This window comes from Arcticibacter tournemirensis, assembly GCF_006716645.1.
Classification (GTDB): Bacteria; Bacteroidota; Bacteroidia; order Sphingobacteriales; family Sphingobacteriaceae; genus Arcticibacter; species Arcticibacter tournemirensis.
The window spans coordinates 4,314,369-4,332,056 of the sequence record NZ_VFPL01000001.1 but is presented as its reverse complement, the minus strand read 5'-3'; the positions used below and the strand labels follow the sequence as shown (position 1 = coordinate 4,332,056).

Here is a 17,688-nt window from a genome sequence, read left to right as displayed (position 1 = left end):
GTTGCGTCTTTTTGCGCTATTTACTTGAAACGTGAATTCGGTTTTTGATTTTCTGATAAATGAACAAAATCATGTATAGAACGATCTTTTTATTATTCTCTTTTGTGCTGCTGCAGCATGCAAACGCACAAACTGTGAAGTTTGCTTTTGTGACTGATACACATATAGGAAATCACAGCGGAGCGGATGATTTAAGAAGAACGGTAAAGGATATAAATGAAAACCCGGCATTACAGTTTGTAGTAGTTACCGGGGATATTACAGAGTTTGGGTCGGATGAAGAGCTAAAAACAGCCCGGCAAATTCTTGACAGTCTCAACAAGCCCTGGTATGCAATTGCGGGTAACCACGATTCTAATTGGTCAGAAAGCGGCAGCAACAGCTTCCGCAGAGTTTTCGGAGCCGAGACCTTTTCCTTTGTTAGCGGAGGCTATCTTTTCGCTGCAACAAGCTCAGGTCCAAACATGCGTATGGGGCCTGGCCAGGTACCGCGCGAAAATATTGTATGGCTTGATTCGGTGCTGAACAACATGAAAGATCCCGAAATGCCGGTCATTTATCTGAATCACTATCCCCAGGACTCTGCCCAGAATAACTGGTACGAAGCAATAGACAGGTTAAAGAAGAAAAACGTACAGCTCATCCTTTGCGGGCATGGTCATACCAATCAGCTCTACGACTTTGAGGGAATTCCAGGAGTGATGGGCCGTTCTAACCTCCGAGCAAAAGACAGCATTGGCGGGTATAATATCGTAACGTTAGAGGGGGGAAACGCAATATTTGAAGTGCGAAGACCAGTTGTCCAGTCGCAAAGCCAATGGCTAAAGGTTGCTATGACGAATCACCACTTCGGGCGCGATACGCAGCGGTACTTCAGGCCATCGTATGCCGTGAATGATAAATATCCGGAAGCGAAGGTGTTATGGCAATATCAGGATAAGAGTGATGTAGGAGCAGGGACAGCCAGTGGAAAAGGCTTGGTTATAGCCACGAACACCAGCGGCCATATTTACGCCCTGGATAAGAACACCGGAAAACAAAAGTGGCTGTATAAAACCAGCGGAAAGATCTATTCAACTCCTGAAGTGGCCGGTAATTATGTAGTGACTGGTTCTTCAGATAATCATATTTATTGCCTTTCTCTTTTAACAGGAAAGCTTATTTGGAAAGTTGCTGCATTAAAGCCTGTTCTCGGGGCACCCGTCATTAAAGATAAAACGGTTTATATAGGCAGTTCCGACGGACATTTCAGAGCGCTGAAGCTTGAATCCGGAGAACTGAAATGGGATTTTGATGACGTAAAGGGGTTTGTGGTTACCAAACCGCTGATTTATAAGGATAAGATCTATTTTGGCTGCTGGGCAAACGATTTTTATGCCCTGGATCTGGCTTCGGGTAAGCTTGCCTGGAAATGGAACAATGGCACCTCCAACCGCATGTTCTCGCCGGCTGCCTGTTATCCGGTGGCATCAAACGGACGGGTGTTTATTGTAGCTCCCGATCGCTATATGACTTCCTTCGATGCTGAGACTGGTAATGTAATATGGCGGAAGCAGATAAAAGATAAACGGGTGCGCGAATCAATGGGGCTTTCCTCAGATGGCTCCCTGGTTTATGTGAAGACAATGGACGGACAGCTTTTTGGTGTGTCGACAAGGGCCGATTCTATGCAGATAGACTGGAAATCAGAACTTCAGCTACCCTACGAATTAACTCCTTCCGCTATTGTTGAAAGCAAAGGAGTAGTGTATGTACCTTCTCATTCAGGACTTGCATCAGCAGTAGAAAGAAAGAGCGGCAAGGTTCTGTGGCAGTACAAGAGTTCGAACAGTTTGCTGAATCCCGTAATGCCCCTTGATAAAAATAAGGTGGTGCTTAGCACTATGGACGGTAAAATTACCTGTATAGAGTATTTAAAGAAATAGTACCTTTTGCGATGGTTATGAAAAGGTTTTATCTGATACTTGTTTTATTTATTGCTGCACAGCATTCTTTGCCGGCGTATGCAGATAATGATTCAGTGCAGGTAAAAAGAGCCGAAGAGCTGCTTCATCGTGTGGAGAAGCAGTTTGCTCCTGACAAAAGGACCTCGATATTTAATGCCATCATTGAATCGGAAAACCCCCTTACGATACGGGTTGAAACTACCAGTAAGGAAGCTCTCCTTCACCTAAGGAAGACCCTTGCTCAATCAAACATACAAACGGTCTTAAACGAACACTTACTGCCCTCGGCCGATCTTGGAAACCGGATATATGGTATTGCCAGTTTGTCGGTTTGCAATAACCGCTTCGTGCCCACACATACTGCTGAACTGGTTTCCCAAACTCTCCTGGGCACTCCTGTTGAAATATTGAAAAAAGAAAGCGGGTATTATCTTGTCCGCACTCCCGAAGGATATATCTCCTGGACAGAGGAAGCAGGAATCAGTGTCGTTGATGAAACCGCTTTTACGAAATGGAAGAATGCAGAGCGGGTTGTGTTTACATCTGAATATGGCCATGCCTACAGTGAAGCTGATACAAGATCTTTACCTGTTTCAGACCTCGTGGCGGGGAATATCCTCGAGCTTAAGGGGAAGAATAAGAAATTTTATAGGATAGCATACCCTGATGGAAGAACAGGATATGTACCGGTAAAGCAGGCAGAACTTTACAGGAAATGGGTTGCGAGGCCTGATCCTGATGCTTCCGAAGTTATCCGAACGGCGAAGTCGTTGATAGGAGTGCCCTATTTGTGGGGTGGTACCTCTGTAAAAGGCGTTGACTGCAGCGGCTTTACAAAGATGAGCTACTACCTCAACGGAATTATCCTGGCCAGGGATGCTTCGCAGCAGGCACTTACAGGAGAACCGGTAGATATTCTTGAAAATGATACCGTCAGCATTGAAAAATGTCTGCAGAACCTGCTCCCCGGCGACCTTTTGTTTTTCGGCCGGAAAAAGGCGGATGGAGGTGCACCCAGGGTCATTCATACGGCAATCTATATTGGCAAGGGAGAATTCATCCAGTCGGCGGGGATGGTAAGAATAAACAGCTTACTGAAAGAGGCGACTAATTATGATACCTATCAGACGCGTACGCTGCTGAGCGCGCGACGAATATTAACGGCAGTAGGAACCGAAGGTATAAGCCGTATCGATAAGCATTCTTTATATCAAACAGTATCCAAGTAACAGGTATGTCAGGAAGAAGAGACTTTATTAAGAAATCAGGTTTAATAACAGGAGCATCTATGGTGTTAGGTACAAATAAAATACTTGCTGACGCAAGAGAGAGCTTTGCCGGTAAGGGTACGTTGAAATTACGGTTTAAGCCATATACGTTAAACCTCAAACATGCTTTCAATCTGGCAAGCAGCTCGCGAACTACCACCCCTGTGGTTCTTACCGAACTGGAATATAACGGTATTACCGGATACGGTGAGGCTTCTATGCCTCCATACCTTGGTGAGTCTCACGAAACAGTGCTGAAGTTCCTGTCTAAAGTTGATCTTTCCAAATTCGACGACCCTTTTGAGATGGAAAACATTCTCAATTATGTCGACGGTATAGAGGAGGGCAATAAGGCTGCCAAGGCATCTGTGGATATTGCTTTGCACGACCTTGTGGGAAAGATCATGAAGCAGCCATGGTACCGCATATGGGGATATGACCCTTCAAAAACTCCTGTTACGTCCTTCACCATCGGGATTGACACTCCGGAAGTAGTGCGGCAAAAAGTAAAGGAGGCCGACCCCTATAAGATACTGAAAGTGAAACTCGGGCGTGATACAGATAAGCAGATGATCGAAACTATCCGGGAAATAACAGATAAGCCTCTTTGCGTTGATGTGAACCAGGGCTGGAAAGACAAGCAGCAGGCTCTTGATATGGCCCATTGGCTTCATGAAAAGGGGATCGTATTTATAGAACAGCCTATGCCTAAGGAGCAGATCGACGATAATGCATGGCTGACAGAAAGAAGTCCGTTACCTACCATGGGCGACGAATCGGTACAACGCCTGGAAGATGTGTTGAAGGCTTATAAAGTATATACAGGAATTAATATCAAGCTAATGAAATGTACCGGAATGCGTGAGGCACATGAGATGCTCACATTGGCCAGGGCACTCGGAATGAAAGTGATGATAGGGTGTATGACCGAAACGTCATGTGCCATATCTGCTGCTGCGCAGCTCGCCCCAATGACAGACTGGGCCGACCTCGATGGAGCGCTGCTCATTAGTAACGATATTTACCGGGGGGCGACAGTCGTGAACGGTAAAGTCACCCTGAATAGTAAACCAGGTATTGGTGTTGAAAAAATTTAAAAGAACAAGGTACATGTTTATCAACAATCGTCTCCAGATCAACCGTCTTCTGCCTTCAGGTACCATTATAAGGTGCTTTTCGCTCTTTATACTGCTTTCATCTTCTTCCGCTGTTTTTGCTCAGCGTTTCCTTGAAATAACTCCTGCATCTAAACATTGGGCGGACAGCGCTCTGAAAAAGTTGTCGCGCAGGCAGAAGATCGCGCAGCTTATGGTGATCAGAATGTCTGAAAAACGCGGAAATGGGGTGGCGTTTTATGAGGACGAAGTATCAAAATATCTAAGAAAGTATAATATAGGTTCCATCTGTTTGTTCCAGGGAACTTCCCAGCAGCAGGCCGGGGTTGTCAACCGCTTGCAGCAAAAGGCAAAAACTCCTCTTCTGGTGTGTGTAGATGGCGAAACTGGTGTTGGAATGCGTTTCTCAGACGTTATTCCTTTCCCCGATCAACTCACCATAGGCGCTGTTCAGGATGCGTCTATTGCATACAGGGTGGGACAGGCCATTGGTGCACAGTGCAGGCGCATAGGCATCCAGGTGGATTACGCCCCCGTAGTGGATATAAACAATAATCCTGCTAATCCGGTCATTAACTTCCGGTCGTTTGGCGAGGATAAATACAAAGTAGCCTTGTTTGGATCGAGCATTATGAGAGGAATGCAGGATGAGGGAATAATGGCTTGTGCCAAACATTTCCCCGGACATGGCGATGTGGCCGTTGATTCACATCTGGATCTTCCGGTAATAAATAAATCAATCCTTCAGCTCGATTCACTGGAGTTATATCCATTTCGGCAGCTGGTTAAAGATGGAGTGGGTAGCGTGATGGTGGCACACCTGTATATTCCTTCTATTGATAGTACTCATAACCGTGCAACATCTCTCTCTCCCAGGAATGTAAGCTGGCTGCTTCGCGATCAGCTGGGCTTCCGCGGATTGACGTTTACTGACGCCCTTGAAATGAAAGGCGTTTCCAAGTTCTATCCTCAGGGCGAGGCTGCTGTGCAGTCGTTAATCGCCGGTAATGACATGCTTTGTCTGCCGGGTGATGTTAAAGGAAGTATCCGCAAGGTGAGAAAAGCTATCCGTAAGGATAAATTAAGCTGGAAGGGTATCGACGAGAAAGTATACAGGGTATTGCTGGCCAAATATAACCTTGGCTTAGGAGTTAAGAAAGCTATTGATACCGCTGCTCTTACCATTGATCTCAACACTGATGTACTTAGGGTAAAGAAAGAGGTATATGAAAATGCGATTACTTTGCTCAGCAGTGTCAGTCCTTCCATTATGCCGCTTGCTAAGGGTAAAAAGATAGCATATGTAGGGGTTGGCATAGAAAAGCAGAACCATTTTGCCGAAAGCCTTCAGCAGCAGTTTGGCGCCGACTGTTATTATTTCAGTTATTCAGCAGATAGCACCGTTGCCGACAGCCTTCTAAATAGAATCGGGTCGGGGTATGACGCTGTGATCGTGGGTCTTCATCAGTATAGGAAATATCCTGCCAATAATTTTGGAATCAGCAATGCGGCCGTATCCCTGGTCCGCGCAATCGGCCTGCAGGACAACGCCATTAGCTTTATTTTTGGCAATCCTTATGCTATCAGTAACTTTGGGAATGCAAAGAACCTGGTGGCTTGTTATGAAGACGACAGCCTGATGCACGATGTAGCTGTGAGTTTGCTTCAGGGTAACATTACCGCAAAGGGAAAACTTCCTGTGAGCGTGCCCGGAGCCTTTCATTACGGAAGCGGCATTATCTACAACTCTTATTTTCCTGCTGCGCAGCCTGCAGCGGTTGGATTGGATGAGAAGGAGCTAAATCGTATTGATGATGTCGCTCTGAACGCTATCCGTCAGGGCGCTACTCCTGGTTGTGTGGTGCTTGTAGCTAAAGATGGGAAAGTGGCGTTTCAGCGTGCTTATGGTCATATGAACTATGACAATAAAGAGCCCGTGACTGTTGAAACAGTTTACGATCTCGCCTCTGTAACCAAGATATCTGCAACTACCGTTAGTATTATGAAGCTTTACGAACAGGGAAAACTTGATCTGGAAAAGAGTCTCGGCGATTATCTTCCCTGGGTAAGAGGTACGAATAAAGCTGGCCTGAAGTTAAAAGATATCCTGCTTCATCAGGCGGGCCTCGTGTCATTCATACCTTTTTACCGTGAAACCCTCGACGCTTCCGGGAAACCGAAACCTGGTTTTTATAAATCAACCCCGGATGATGTATATAGCATCCGGGTGGCTGAAAACATGTACATGCGTAAGGACTGGACGGATACCCTTTATAAAAGGATCCTGCAAAGTAAGCTAGGGCCGCAGGGAAAGTATATATACAGCGACAACGACTTTATTTTTCTTGGAAAGGTGGTGGAGCAGGTTAGCGGCATGAGCCTCGATCAATATGCCCGCACAACATTCTATGAGCCTCTGCATATGAAGAGTACTGGTTTCAAACCCTTGGGACATGTGCCTTTAAATAAGATCGCACCCACTGAAAACGAGAAGTATTTTCGTCTCCAGCAGATCAGAGGCGATGTACATGATCCCGGAGCGGCGATGTTTGGCGGTGTTGCCGGACATGCCGGGCTGTTTAGTAATGCTTATGATCTGGCGCAGCTGTACCAGCTGCTTTTAAATGGCGGAGAGCTAAATGGTGTCAGGTTATTTAAGAAGGAAACTATCGATTATTTCACTGCATACCATAGTGATATAAGCAGGAGAGGACTCGGATTTGATAAGCCCGAAAAAGACAATGACAAACGGGAAGAACCTTATCCGTCCTTAAGTGTTTCTCCTCAGACTTTCGGCCATACCGGTTTTACTGGAATTTGTGTATGGGTGGACCCGAAGTATAATCTTGTCTATATATTCATGTCGAACAGGGTATGTCCTGATGGAGAAAATACGCGGCTTCTGAAAATGAATGTCCGTTCAGAAATACAGGAAGTAATCTATAAGTCTATAAAAAAAGAAGCAAAATGAAATTTGCAGGCTTACTTCTAATGTTTGTTATGATAAGTGTATCATTAGTTGCGCAAAAGACTGATAAATGGCTCGCAGAATTGCTTTATAGTAAGGGAAGCCCGCTTTTCAGAAAGGTCCTTGATAATCCCGGAACATACCAGTACCAGGTTATTTATACCCGCATTGACAGAGACAAACAGAATAAGCCTCATTTTAAATCTTACTATCTCAACACCGACCGCGAAAGATATTTTAATCCTGCTTCTACAGTGAAACTGCCAACGGCATTGCTTGCGCTCGAAAAACTGAATGAAATCAACGTGAAGGGACTGGATAAGTATACCGACATGATCACCGACAGTGCTTTTAGCGGACAAACCAGCGTGTTGAAAGATGTCAGTTCAGAAAGCGGCTATCCGTCTATAGCACATTATGTAAAAAAGATATTTCTGGTAAGCGACAACGATGCCTATAACAGGCTCTACGAATGGGTGGGACAACAAACCCTGAATGAAAAGCTATGGAAGAAAGGGTATACGAACACCCGTATCACGCGACGGTTCTGGCCTATGACAGATGAAGAGAACAGGCATACCAATCCAATCAGCTTTCTCAAAGACGGAAAACGGATATATCAGCTGCCAGCAGCCTTTAGCGAGGCTCAGTTTGACTTCAGTAAGAAAGTATCTATTGGCAATTCGTACTATAACCGTGATGAAGTATTGATAAAGGAGCCTATGGATTTTACACGCCATAATTGCTTTCCGCTGGAAGATCAGCAACGGATCTTGAGATCGGTACTGTTTCCCGAGTCTGTAAGTAAGGATAAGCGCTTTGGACTCACTGCCGATGACTACTCTTTTCTCTATAAATATTTATCAATGCTTCCTCGGGAGAGTGATTTTCCAAGGTACGATACCACGGAGTTTTTCGACAGCTATGCTAAATTCTTTATATACAGAGCAGAGAAGCGTAACATTCCGCGCCAGATGCGGATCTATAGCAAGGCAGGCTGGTCATATGGCTTCCTGACGGATAACGCATATATCGCAGACCTTGAAAATAATTGTGAGTTTTTGATCTCTGCCACTATCTATGTAAACAGCGACGGCGTGTTGAATGACGATAAATATGACTATGAAACCATAGGGTATCCCTTTTTTAAAGAACTAGGGGAAATTATTCATCAAAAGGAAATACAAAGAAATAGAAAGAATAAGCCGGATCTGAGCAGGTTCAGATGAACGGTTTTGAAGTATATAATAAAGGACAATTAGAATATAAATTATTAGAATGGAAATAGTAACAGAGAAAGATTCAGATTACAATGATCTTGAAAAGATGTCTTTAAGGGAAGTGCTGGTTAACATAAATAACGAAGATAAATCAGTTCCTTTAGCTGTTGAAAAGGCGATACCTCAGATAGAGAAGCTCGCAGCCATAACGTCGGAAAAGATGAAAGAAGGGGGGCGTTTGTTTTACATTGGCGCCGGAACAAGCGGGCGACTCGGGATATTAGATGCGTCGGAGTGTCCTCCAACCTTCGGCGTGCCATTCGACTGGGTGATCGGGATAATAGCAGGGGGCGACAGTGCTATCCGCAAGGCGGTAGAATTTGCAGAGGACGACGCTGAGCAAGCCTGGCTCGACCTCCAGGAATATGAAATCGATTCCAGCGATGTAGTAGTGGGGATAGCCGCTTCAGGTACTACTCCCTATGTGATCGGAGGATTGAAAAAGGCCAATGAAAACGGAATTGCAACGGGGTGCATCGTCTGTAATTCCGGAAGCCCTGTAGCAGCAGCAGCGCAGTATCCTGTCGAAGTAGTTGTTGGTCCCGAATTCCTGTCAGGATCGACGCGCATGAAGTCGGGTACCGCTCAAAAGCTTGTGCTGAATATGCTCACTACTTCTGTGATGATTCAACTGGGAAGGGTGAAAGGTAATAAGATGGTAGACATGCAGTTAACGAATAATAAGCTATATAGCAGAGGCGTTCGTATTATTATGAAAGAAACCGGAACGGACGAACAAACGGCTTCCGACTTACTCGAAAAATACGGAAATGTGCGTAAAGCGATAGAGGCGATTGTTCGGGCGTAGCAGATTGGCTGTTGGCGCTTAGCTATCGCTTTCAGCTTTGGACTTTCCACTTTTAACTCTGGACTTTCCGCTTTTAGCTTTCTGCTTTCGCCTTTTAGCTACTTACAACTTACAACGTATAACTTACAACTTATAACGTACAACTTTCAACTTAAAAGATGCCTCCAATTGTATTATTATCTTTTTTGATAGGCTATTTTGGCCTGTTGATAATTATTTCATATTTCACGTCGCGGAATTCGGCCGATAACTCAACGTTTTTCATTGCCAACCGTAACTCAAAGTGGTATTTTGTGGCCTTTGGAATGATTGGCACAGCGCTTTCGGGCGTTACCTTCATCTCTGTTCCCGGAGCAGTTGTGAACAGCAGCTTTGGTTATTTCCAGTTTGTTCTGGGTAATGCTGTGGGGTTCGTTCTGATAGCAACGGTGTTGCTGCCTCTGTATTACCGGATTCACCTCATCTCCATCTATACCTACCTCGAGAACCGGCTGGGATTCTGGAGCTACAAGTCGGGCGCTATGATCTTCCTTATTTCGAGAACCATAGGGTCGGCTTTCAGGTTGTACCTTGTAGCGATCGTCCTTCAGAAGTTCATATTCGACGCATGGAATGTTCCATTCTGGGCTACTGTATTAATCTGCCTTGTGCTTATATGGCTCTATACTTTTAAAGGCGGGCTCAAGACAATTATCATTACCGACACTCTTCAAACGGTATTTCTCCTGTCTTCAGTTATTCTCTCTATCTGGTTTATATCAAAGAGCCTGAATCTCAACCTGGCTCAGACTTTCGAGACGGTAAAGAATAGCTCATACTCCAGGATATTCTTCTGGGAAGATTTCCTGGGGAATAAAAATCACTTCGTAAAGCAGTTTTTAGGAGGGATATTTGTTACCATAGCGATGACAGGCCTCGATCAGGACCTGATGCAGAAGAATCTAAGCTGCAAAAATATTGGTGAAGCACAAAAGAACATGCTCACGTTCACTTCAGTGTTTGTAGTGATCAACCTGTTTTTCCTCAGCGTCGGTGCCCTGCTTTATATGTATGCCTCGGCAAACAATATTGATGTATCAGCGCTTCAGACTCCCGACCATTTGTTTCCTGAAATCGCTTTAAATCATCTCAACTTGATACCAGGGGTTGTTTTCATGCTCGGATTAACCGCCGCGACATTTGCAACCACCGATTCGGCGCTTACAGCTCTAACTACGTCATTCTGCGTAGATTTCCTTGGCTTTAACAAGAAAGAAAATCATAACGACCCTGCGCTGATACGTACCCGCCATATGGTGCATGTGATCTTTTCGTTTATCATGCTTCTTGTTATCCTTGGATTTAAGATTATTAACGATGATTCTGTAGTGAACGCAATTTTTAAAGCAGCCGGGTACACCTATGGGCCGCTTGTTGGTTTATTTGCTTTCGGCATGTCCACAAAAAGGATAGTAACCGATAAACTTGTGCCTTTTATATGTATTTTGTCGCCTGTTCTTTCGTTTATAATAGATAGGAATTCAGGGTCCTGGTTTGGGTATTCAATAGGTTTTGAACTAATCATCATTAACGGCCTGATTACTTACCTGTTATTGTTAGTAACTGGAAAGAGCGGGAAAGCGAAAGTTTAAACTTCGGCTCGATCTCAGGCTGTATTACAACTGGGGCCTGTACCCGAAAAGCCGACGTGGATTGGCTAATCATAATTTGAAAATGAACATAGGAAAACTTTTAGAATCTGTTCTACCTGAAGACCGTATAAAATGTCGCCTGATCGATCTTGTATCGTATGCATCGGACGCGGGATTTTATCATTTGCGACCGAAAGCGGTAGTGCAGCCGGTCTCAGAGGAGGAGATTAAAGGGTTATTCCGTTTCTCTCACGAGAATAAAATTCCTCTTACTTTCAGGGCAGCTGGTACCAGTTTATCCGGTCAGTCTATCACCGACGGCATATTGGTAGAATTGAGCAAATACTGGAAAGGGCTGAAAATTGAGGACGACGGAGCCTCTGTAAGAGTTGAGCCGGGAGTGATCGGCTCGGTAGTAAATGCCCGTTTAAAAAAGTACTTTAAAAAAATAGGCCCCGACCCTGCAAGCATCAATTCTGCGATGATGGGTGGCATACTTTCTAATAATGCCAGTGGTATGTGCTGCGGTGTGAGCCGAAATTCTTATCACACAACGAAGTACATACGTTTTGTGCTGCCAGACGGTAACGTGTTTTCTACGGAAAACAGTGCGGATTATAAACGGTTTGAAACAGAGTGCCAGGAGGCATATCAGCAGATAGCGGTCCTGCGCGACCAGATCCGTGCTAATCCGGAACTTCACAACAGGATCAGGAGTAAATACAAAACCAAGAACACGGTAGGATATTCGGTAAATGCTTTCATAGATCACCATGAACCGCTTGATATTCTGGCTCACCTGCTTATCGGATCAGAAGGAACGCTTGGGTTCATTTCAGAAGCAGTGATGCATACCGTTCCGGATTATCCGGTTAAATCGACAGCATTGCTCTACTTTCCAGATATTTATGCGGCGTGTCAGGCAATCGTTCCGCTTACTGTGTCGGGGGCAGAAGCAGTGGAATTAATGGACAGGGCTTCATTGCGTTCTGTTGAGCATATTAAAGGCGTTCCTGATGTATTAAAAGTGTTGCCAGAAACAGCGGCGGCTTTGCTGGTGGAGTATCAGGGCAATAATGAGGCTGAACTCCAGGCCAAGACGAGTGGCTTTTTGGGTCTTTCTCCCGGCCTGTCGGTGCTCTATCCCCCGGTATTCACTTCCGACCCCCTGGAGCAGGCATTTCTGTGGAAGATCCGGAAAGGAATGTTTCCCGCCGTCGGCGCGGTGAGGAGGAGTGGGACCACCGTAATCCTCGAAGATATTGCTTTCCCGGTAGAGCAGCTCGGAGATGCAATCCTCGATCTTCAGCAGCTCTTTAAAAAACATGGGTACCAGAATGCCATCATTTTTGGTCATGCTAAAGACGGCAATATTCACTTTGTAGTAACACAGGCCTTTGATTCGGAGTCGGAGATTGAACGGTATGACCGCTTTTTAAACGAAGTGGTCGATCTGGTGGTTAAGAAATACGACGGAGCGCTGAAAGCAGAACATGGTACCGGCAGGAATATGGCTCCCTTTGTAGAGACCGAATGGGGAGCGGAGGTCTATCAGATCATGAAGAGCCTGAAGCAGGTTGTCGATCCTGAGAACCTGTTGAACCCGGGAGTAATCATAAATGAAGATAAGAAAGCGCATATCCGGGATCTCAAGGAGCTTCAACAGGTAGAAGAAGAAGTGGATAAGTGTATGGAATGCGGCTTCTGTGAATATAAGTGTCCAAGCAGGAACGTCACTCTTACTCCACGGAGGCGCATCGTAGTAAGACGCGAGCTCCTGAAACTGAAAAGTCAGGGTAAGAAGCAGCAGCATAAAGAACTGCTGGACCAATATCAGTACGATGGACTAGATACCTGTGCGGTCGACGGACTTTGCGCTACTGCCTGTCCGGTCGACATTAATACCGGCATGCTGGTAAAACGACTAAGAAAAGAAAATCACAGTGATTTTGCGAACAGCGTTGCTTTGACCATTGCAAAAAACTTCGGAACTGTTGCCACGTCAGTTAAAATGGGTCTCCAGGCAGGAATGGCAGTGAACCGGATCTTTGGCGACAATTCCCTTTTGAAGCTTACAAAAGGAATGAAGGAGGTGGTACCTCTTTTTCCGTTATGGAGTAATCAGCTAAAGCCGTCACCAGGACTGGCCGGACAAATTAAGCGTTCGCAAAACAGTGGTAACGCAGTTGGTGCCGTTTACTTCCCAACCTGTATTTCGAGGAATATGGGAGGAGCGCAGGAGAATAAGAAGAGTATCATTGATACTTTTCTCAATGTTGCAGAAAAAGCCCGGATGGGACTGCTGATCCCGGATGATATTCAGTCCGCTTGCTGCGGACAACTGTTCTCGTCCAAAGGATTTAACAAAGCGTTCTCTTATACAGCCAACGAAACCATAGAAAAACTTTGGAAGTGGACAGACGAAGGGCGCCTCCCTGTGGTGCTCGATATTACTTCGTGTACATTTACCCTCCATCATTGCCGACCGTCGCTCTCGGAGCCTAATAAGATCAAATTCGACAAGATTAAGATCCTCGACAGTATCGATTATATCCTGGATTATATTCTTCCCGCAGTGACGGTTAAAAGAACGAAGAAGGAGATCGTATTACACCCGGTTTGTTCATTACAGAAAATGGGACTGGAAGCGAAATTTTTAAAGATAGCGCACCAGTTAGCCGATAAGGTAGATGTTCCCTTAAGTGCGGGCTGTTGCGGTATGGCCGGCGACAGAGGATTCTGGTTCCCTGAGCTTACCAAATCGGCGACTCTTCCTGAAGCCGAGGAAGTGAGGCAGAAGGAATACGATGGATATTACTCCACAGCAAAGACTTGCGAAATGAACTTGTCCGACGCCGTGGGAAAGAACTACGAGTCGATCGTGTATTTGCTTGATGAATGCGTTTGATTTATAACACAGTCAACGTCTTTGAATAGCCTTGCAACATTTTATCAGCAGGGTCAAGGTCTGTGACCAGGTAGTGGATGGCATTTAAGCCGCAGACCTTCATTTTCTGGACTGAATTCAGCTTCTCGGCGATACTTACCATAGCCAGCTTCTGAGAGGCTTTGATCATCGCTTTTTTTACCTGCACAACTTCCCAGTCGGAGTCGGTTACTCCCTCTTCCAGGGAAAGGCCGTTCGTTCCAAGGATACACAGGTCGACTTTAATATCCGCCAGGATACTGATAGTAAGCGCGCCGGTATTTATATGTGAGTTTTTAGAAAGATGGCCTCCGATCAGGATTACATCGACACCCGAGCGTTCGGTAAGTTCGAGGGCAACGAGTGGACTTACCGTGAATACAGTGCAGTGCAAGTTCTCGGGCATTAGCCTTGCCAGCTCGATTAGTGAAGTGCCTCCTCCGGCCAGCAGCACCATTCCGGGCTGAATGAGGCCGATCACCTTTCGCGCAATCTCTTTTTTCGATTCCCGCGCGTAAATGTCGTTTTGCTGAAAGGGATAATGAAAAGATTTAGACAGTGCACCTCCATAAACTTTAAGGACTTTTCCGCTTTCTGCGAGCTCATTCAGATCTCTACGGATAGTGTCCTCAGAAACATTTAGTTCTATACTCAGATCAGACGAAAGCACCTTGTTGTGAAGGTTTATCTGTTTGATGATGTATGTATGTCTTTCCTCTTTTAACATAATCGGGCATGATTCAATTAGTTCCCAAATATAAGTTGAAAGTTGAAAGTTGAAAGTGAAAAGTTGTGAGTTTTGAGAAGCAGAAAGCTAAAAGGTGAAAGCAGACAGCCAAAAGGTGAAAGTCCAAAGCTAAAAAGCCAACAACTATTACCCAATTGCCAAACAGCCAATAGCCAACAGCTCAGCTACAGCGATTTGCTAACAAGCTAAAAGAACTGAAGGCTAATAGCCAATTGCCAACTGCCAAAAGCCGCCATCGGCTTCTCAAAACCAAGCAGGCTATCCTTTGTTAGAATATAGTTAATTCTTCAATTATGCGATTTCTGGTTCCGTTTTTACTGGTTTTTATTGTTCTTGCTTCCTGTGGCCGGTCGAAAGAAAAAACCGCATCAGGAACGGAGAACACTGCGGATAAGGATTTGGGAGAAGGGAAAGCGCTCTTTGCGAGAGAAGACTGCGGCGGCTGTCATGCCGAGAGCAGCGCAATTATCGGCCCTTCATTCAGGCAGCTGGCGGCAGAATACGAGTCCTCTGAAGCGAATATCTCACATCTTGCATATAAAGTTATCATCGGTGTAAAACCGAACGAGGGGCTATGGGGATCGCGTGAGATGACACCCCATCCTCAACTGAAGAAGGAAGATGCCGAAAAGATCGTAAAGTACATGCTTTCATTCCCAGCCGACCCGAACAAACCCTTTCTGCATAATACTAAGTGAGTTGAGAGCTTAAAGCTCAAAGCTAATAGCCAACTGCTAACCGCCAGGCAATGGAAATTCCGCAACATTGTGTAATTTCGCTCCCGATAACAATTTTATAATGAGAAGGAATAATGTATTTATTGTATTCTTTTTAAGCCTGGCGATACTCTTCAGTTCAATTGCCAAAGCTGACGAAGGAATGTGGATCCCGATGCTCATCGGGAAGAATTACGAACAAATGAAGAAGCAGGGCTTCAAGCTTACACCTGAAGACCTTTACAGCATCAACAAAGCGAGCCTCAAGGATGCTATTGTGTCATTTGGCGGTTTTTGTACAGGTGAAATTGTTTCTAAGAACGGTTTGATCTTTACAAATCACCATTGCGGTTACGATGCTATCGCATCTAACTCTACTCCTCAGGACAACATTCTCGACAATGGGTTCTGGGCGAAGTCATTCTCAGAAGAAAAGCCGATCCCCGGCCTTTTTGTAAATTTCCTGGTGAGGATGCAGGATGTTACCGCAAAAGTAAAAGCTGCCGTTGAAGGCCTTCCTGAAGATCAGAAAGCCGCAAAGATTGAAGAAGTTGGAGCGCAGATCGCAGCTGAAGCTGTTAAAGGCACTAAATACGATGGCTTTGTAAGAGATTTCTATAAAGGCAACCAGTATTTTCTTTATATCTTCGAAAAGTTCACCGACGTTCGTTTGGTAGGCACGCCTCCACAGTCGATAGGCAAATATGGCGGCGATACCGACAACTGGGTATGGCCTCGTCACACTGGCGATTTCTCTGTATTCAGGGTATATGCCGGAACAGATAATAAGCCTGCAGCTTATTCTGCCAGTAACAAGCCCTACACTCCAAAGAAATTTCTACCAGTCTCTATCAAAGGCATGAAGAATGGTGATTTCTCAATGGTTTACGGATTTCCCGGCCGGACCGACAGGTTCCTTACTTCATATGGAGTAAAGCTCGCCACTGATAAAGTGTCGCCTACGATTGTAAAATTGCGGGATATTCGCCTGAAAGCCTGGAAGGAGGAGATGGACAAAGACGTAGCTACAAGATTAAAGCTTTCTTCTAAATACGCCGGTATCGCTAACTACTGGAAATATTTCATCGGTCAGACAGAGCAGCTCAAGCGCCTGAAGATCTACGAGCAAAAGCAAAAGCAGGAAGCAGAGTTTGCAAAATGGGCAGCATCTAAGCCGGAATATGCACAGCTTACCAGTCAGTATCAGGCCGCTTATGCAGCTTATGAGCCTTTTGCAATTGAACGCACCTATATAAACGAAGGATTTCTTGCTACAGCATGGGTACGGCAGCTGGCTGGTTTAGTAGTTGCTGCGAAAAAAGGAGAGAAGGAGTTTCAGGAAGCAAAAAGCAAACTTGCTGCAGCTTTGCCTGAATATGAAGAAACATATAATGATAATGCCGATAAGAAGATCTTTGTAAGCATTCATTCTGCTTTTTATAACGACATTCCTAAAAGTCAGCATCCTAAGTTCTATACAACTATTGCACAGGATAACTGGCAGGGTACCCCAGAGGAGACATTTAAGAAGTACGCCGATTATTTGTGGAACAACTCAGAACTTATCCGTCCTGAAAAGCTTAAAGCTTTTTTGAGCCGCAATATCACAATTAATGATATCGCTGCCGATCCTGGATATCAGTATGCAGTAAACCTTGTTCCAGCCGATTTTATCAAGATCAATATGGGCTCTTCTGTAGCTGAATTCGAAACAACGAAGGCTAAGCTGGATAACCTCTATCTCAAAGCATTGCTTGAGAAGAACAAGGACAAAGTGATGTATCCTGATGCAAACTCAACGATGCGCATTACCTATGGAAATGTCCAGAACTATAGTCCGAAAGACGGCATTACCTATAATATTGTTACCACTATAGATGGAGTGATGCAGAAGTATGTACCTGGTGATTCTGAATTTGACTTACCTCAAAGCTTTATTGATGCGTATAACACCCGAAACTTTGGGCACTACGGGCAGAACGGAACGCTCATTGTCAACTTCATCAGCAACAACGACATTACAGGAGGCAATTCCGGATCGCCTGTTATTAACGGAAACGGCGAACTGATAGGCCTGGCGTTTGACGGCAACTGGGAAGCGATGTCTGGTGATATTGCCTTCGATAAACAGTACAAACGTACAATATGCGTGGATACCCGTTATGTATTGTGGTGTATTGATGTACTTGGCGGTGCAAAAAATATCATTGCAGAACTGGACATCCGCAGAGATATTCCGAAGACAACGCCCAAAAAGGCGGTTAAGAGATAAGAAGATATCT

The 17,688-nt window shown here is 45.0% G+C and carries 11 protein-coding genes; 10 read left to right on the top strand and 1 reads right to left on the bottom strand.

All coding sequences use genetic code 11. From position 1 onward, the window contains the following. Positions 1–71: 71 nt before the first annotated feature. The 8 genes from BDE36_RS18210 to BDE36_RS18170 all read left to right on the top strand — a co-directional run bounded on the left by BDE36_RS18210 (position 72) and on the right by BDE36_RS18170 (position 13,924). Positions 72–1,925, top strand: coding sequence for an outer membrane protein assembly factor BamB family protein (locus BDE36_RS18210; protein ID WP_235904291.1), 1,854 nt, complete (start codon positions 72–74; stop codon positions 1,923–1,925). Between the two features lie 17 nt (positions 1,926–1,942). Further along, the gene (locus tag BDE36_RS18205; RefSeq protein WP_161987693.1) at positions 1,943–3,175 is read left to right on the top strand and encodes a C40 family peptidase; all 1,233 of its coding nucleotides are present in this window, start codon (positions 1,943–1,945) and stop codon (positions 3,173–3,175) included. A 5-nt stretch (positions 3,176–3,180) separates the two neighbouring features. Further along, complete coding sequence (locus tag BDE36_RS18200; protein WP_141816000.1) at positions 3,181–4,311, top strand: dipeptide epimerase; 1,131 nt, start codon at positions 3,181–3,183, stop codon at positions 4,309–4,311. A gap of 13 nt (positions 4,312–4,324) precedes the next feature. Next, a complete protein-coding gene (locus tag BDE36_RS18195) occupies positions 4,325–7,300 on the top strand; it encodes a serine hydrolase domain-containing protein (RefSeq protein WP_141815999.1) in 2,976 nt (991 codons plus the stop codon). Between the two features lie 29 nt (positions 7,301–7,329). Further along, the gene (locus BDE36_RS18190) at positions 7,330–8,526 is read left to right on the top strand and encodes a serine hydrolase (protein WP_141815998.1); all 1,197 of its coding nucleotides are present in this window, start codon (positions 7,330–7,332) and stop codon (positions 8,524–8,526) included. Between the two features lie 49 nt (positions 8,527–8,575). Beyond that, a complete protein-coding gene (gene murQ / locus BDE36_RS18185) occupies positions 8,576–9,385 on the top strand; it encodes an N-acetylmuramic acid 6-phosphate etherase (RefSeq protein ID WP_128770054.1) in 810 nt (269 codons plus the stop codon). 158 nt (positions 9,386–9,543) lie between these two features. Further along, on the top strand, positions 9,544–11,016 hold the full coding sequence (locus BDE36_RS18175; protein ID WP_141815997.1) for a sodium:solute symporter: 1,473 nt from the start codon (positions 9,544–9,546) through the stop codon (positions 11,014–11,016). 82 nt (positions 11,017–11,098) lie between these two features. Continuing rightward, on the top strand, positions 11,099–13,924 hold the full coding sequence (locus BDE36_RS18170) for an FAD-binding and (Fe-S)-binding domain-containing protein (protein ID WP_141815996.1): 2,826 nt from the start codon (positions 11,099–11,101) through the stop codon (positions 13,922–13,924). A gap of 1 nt (position 13,925) precedes the next feature. Here the strand turns inward: BDE36_RS18170 and BDE36_RS18165 are convergent, their stop codons facing one another. Then, positions 13,926–14,669 (bottom strand): DeoR/GlpR family DNA-binding transcription regulator, encoded by a 744-nt coding sequence (locus BDE36_RS18165; protein WP_141815995.1) that lies wholly within the window; start codon positions 14,667–14,669, stop codon positions 13,926–13,928. A gap of 314 nt (positions 14,670–14,983) precedes the next feature. Here BDE36_RS18165 and BDE36_RS18160 point away from each other — a divergent pair, with 314 nt between their 5' ends. After that, positions 14,984–15,388, top strand: coding sequence for a c-type cytochrome (locus BDE36_RS18160; RefSeq protein WP_141815994.1), 405 nt, complete (start codon positions 14,984–14,986; stop codon positions 15,386–15,388). A 100-nt stretch (positions 15,389–15,488) separates the two neighbouring features. Next, positions 15,489–17,678, top strand: a complete 2,190-nt coding sequence (locus BDE36_RS18155) for a S46 family peptidase (protein WP_141815993.1) — start codon at positions 15,489–15,491, stop codon at positions 17,676–17,678. The last annotated feature ends 10 nt before the right edge of the window (positions 17,679–17,688 follow it).

Coding starts and splice junctions, on each gene's coding strand:
- BDE36_RS18175 (WP_141815997.1), top strand. CDS start 9,544: ATGCCTCCAATTGTATTATTATCTTTTTTGATAGGCTATTTTGGCCTG.
- BDE36_RS18170 (WP_141815996.1), top strand. CDS start 11,099: ATGAACATAGGAAAACTTTTAGAATCTGTTCTACCTGAAGACCGTATA.
- BDE36_RS18195 (WP_141815999.1), top strand. CDS start 4,325: ATGTTTATCAACAATCGTCTCCAGATCAACCGTCTTCTGCCTTCAGGT.
- BDE36_RS18205 (WP_161987693.1), top strand. CDS start 1,943: ATGAAAAGGTTTTATCTGATACTTGTTTTATTTATTGCTGCACAGCAT.
- BDE36_RS18200 (WP_141816000.1), top strand. CDS start 3,181: ATGTCAGGAAGAAGAGACTTTATTAAGAAATCAGGTTTAATAACAGGA.
- BDE36_RS18190 (WP_141815998.1), top strand. CDS start 7,330: ATGATAAGTGTATCATTAGTTGCGCAAAAGACTGATAAATGGCTCGCA.
- BDE36_RS18160 (WP_141815994.1), top strand. CDS start 14,984: ATGCGATTTCTGGTTCCGTTTTTACTGGTTTTTATTGTTCTTGCTTCC.
- BDE36_RS18210 (WP_235904291.1), top strand. CDS start 72: ATGTATAGAACGATCTTTTTATTATTCTCTTTTGTGCTGCTGCAGCAT.
- BDE36_RS18155 (WP_141815993.1), top strand. CDS start 15,489: ATGAGAAGGAATAATGTATTTATTGTATTCTTTTTAAGCCTGGCGATA.
- murQ (WP_128770054.1), top strand. CDS start 8,576: ATGGAAATAGTAACAGAGAAAGATTCAGATTACAATGATCTTGAAAAG.
- BDE36_RS18165 (WP_141815995.1), bottom strand. CDS start 14,669: ATGTTAAAAGAGGAAAGACATACATACATCATCAAACAGATAAACCTT.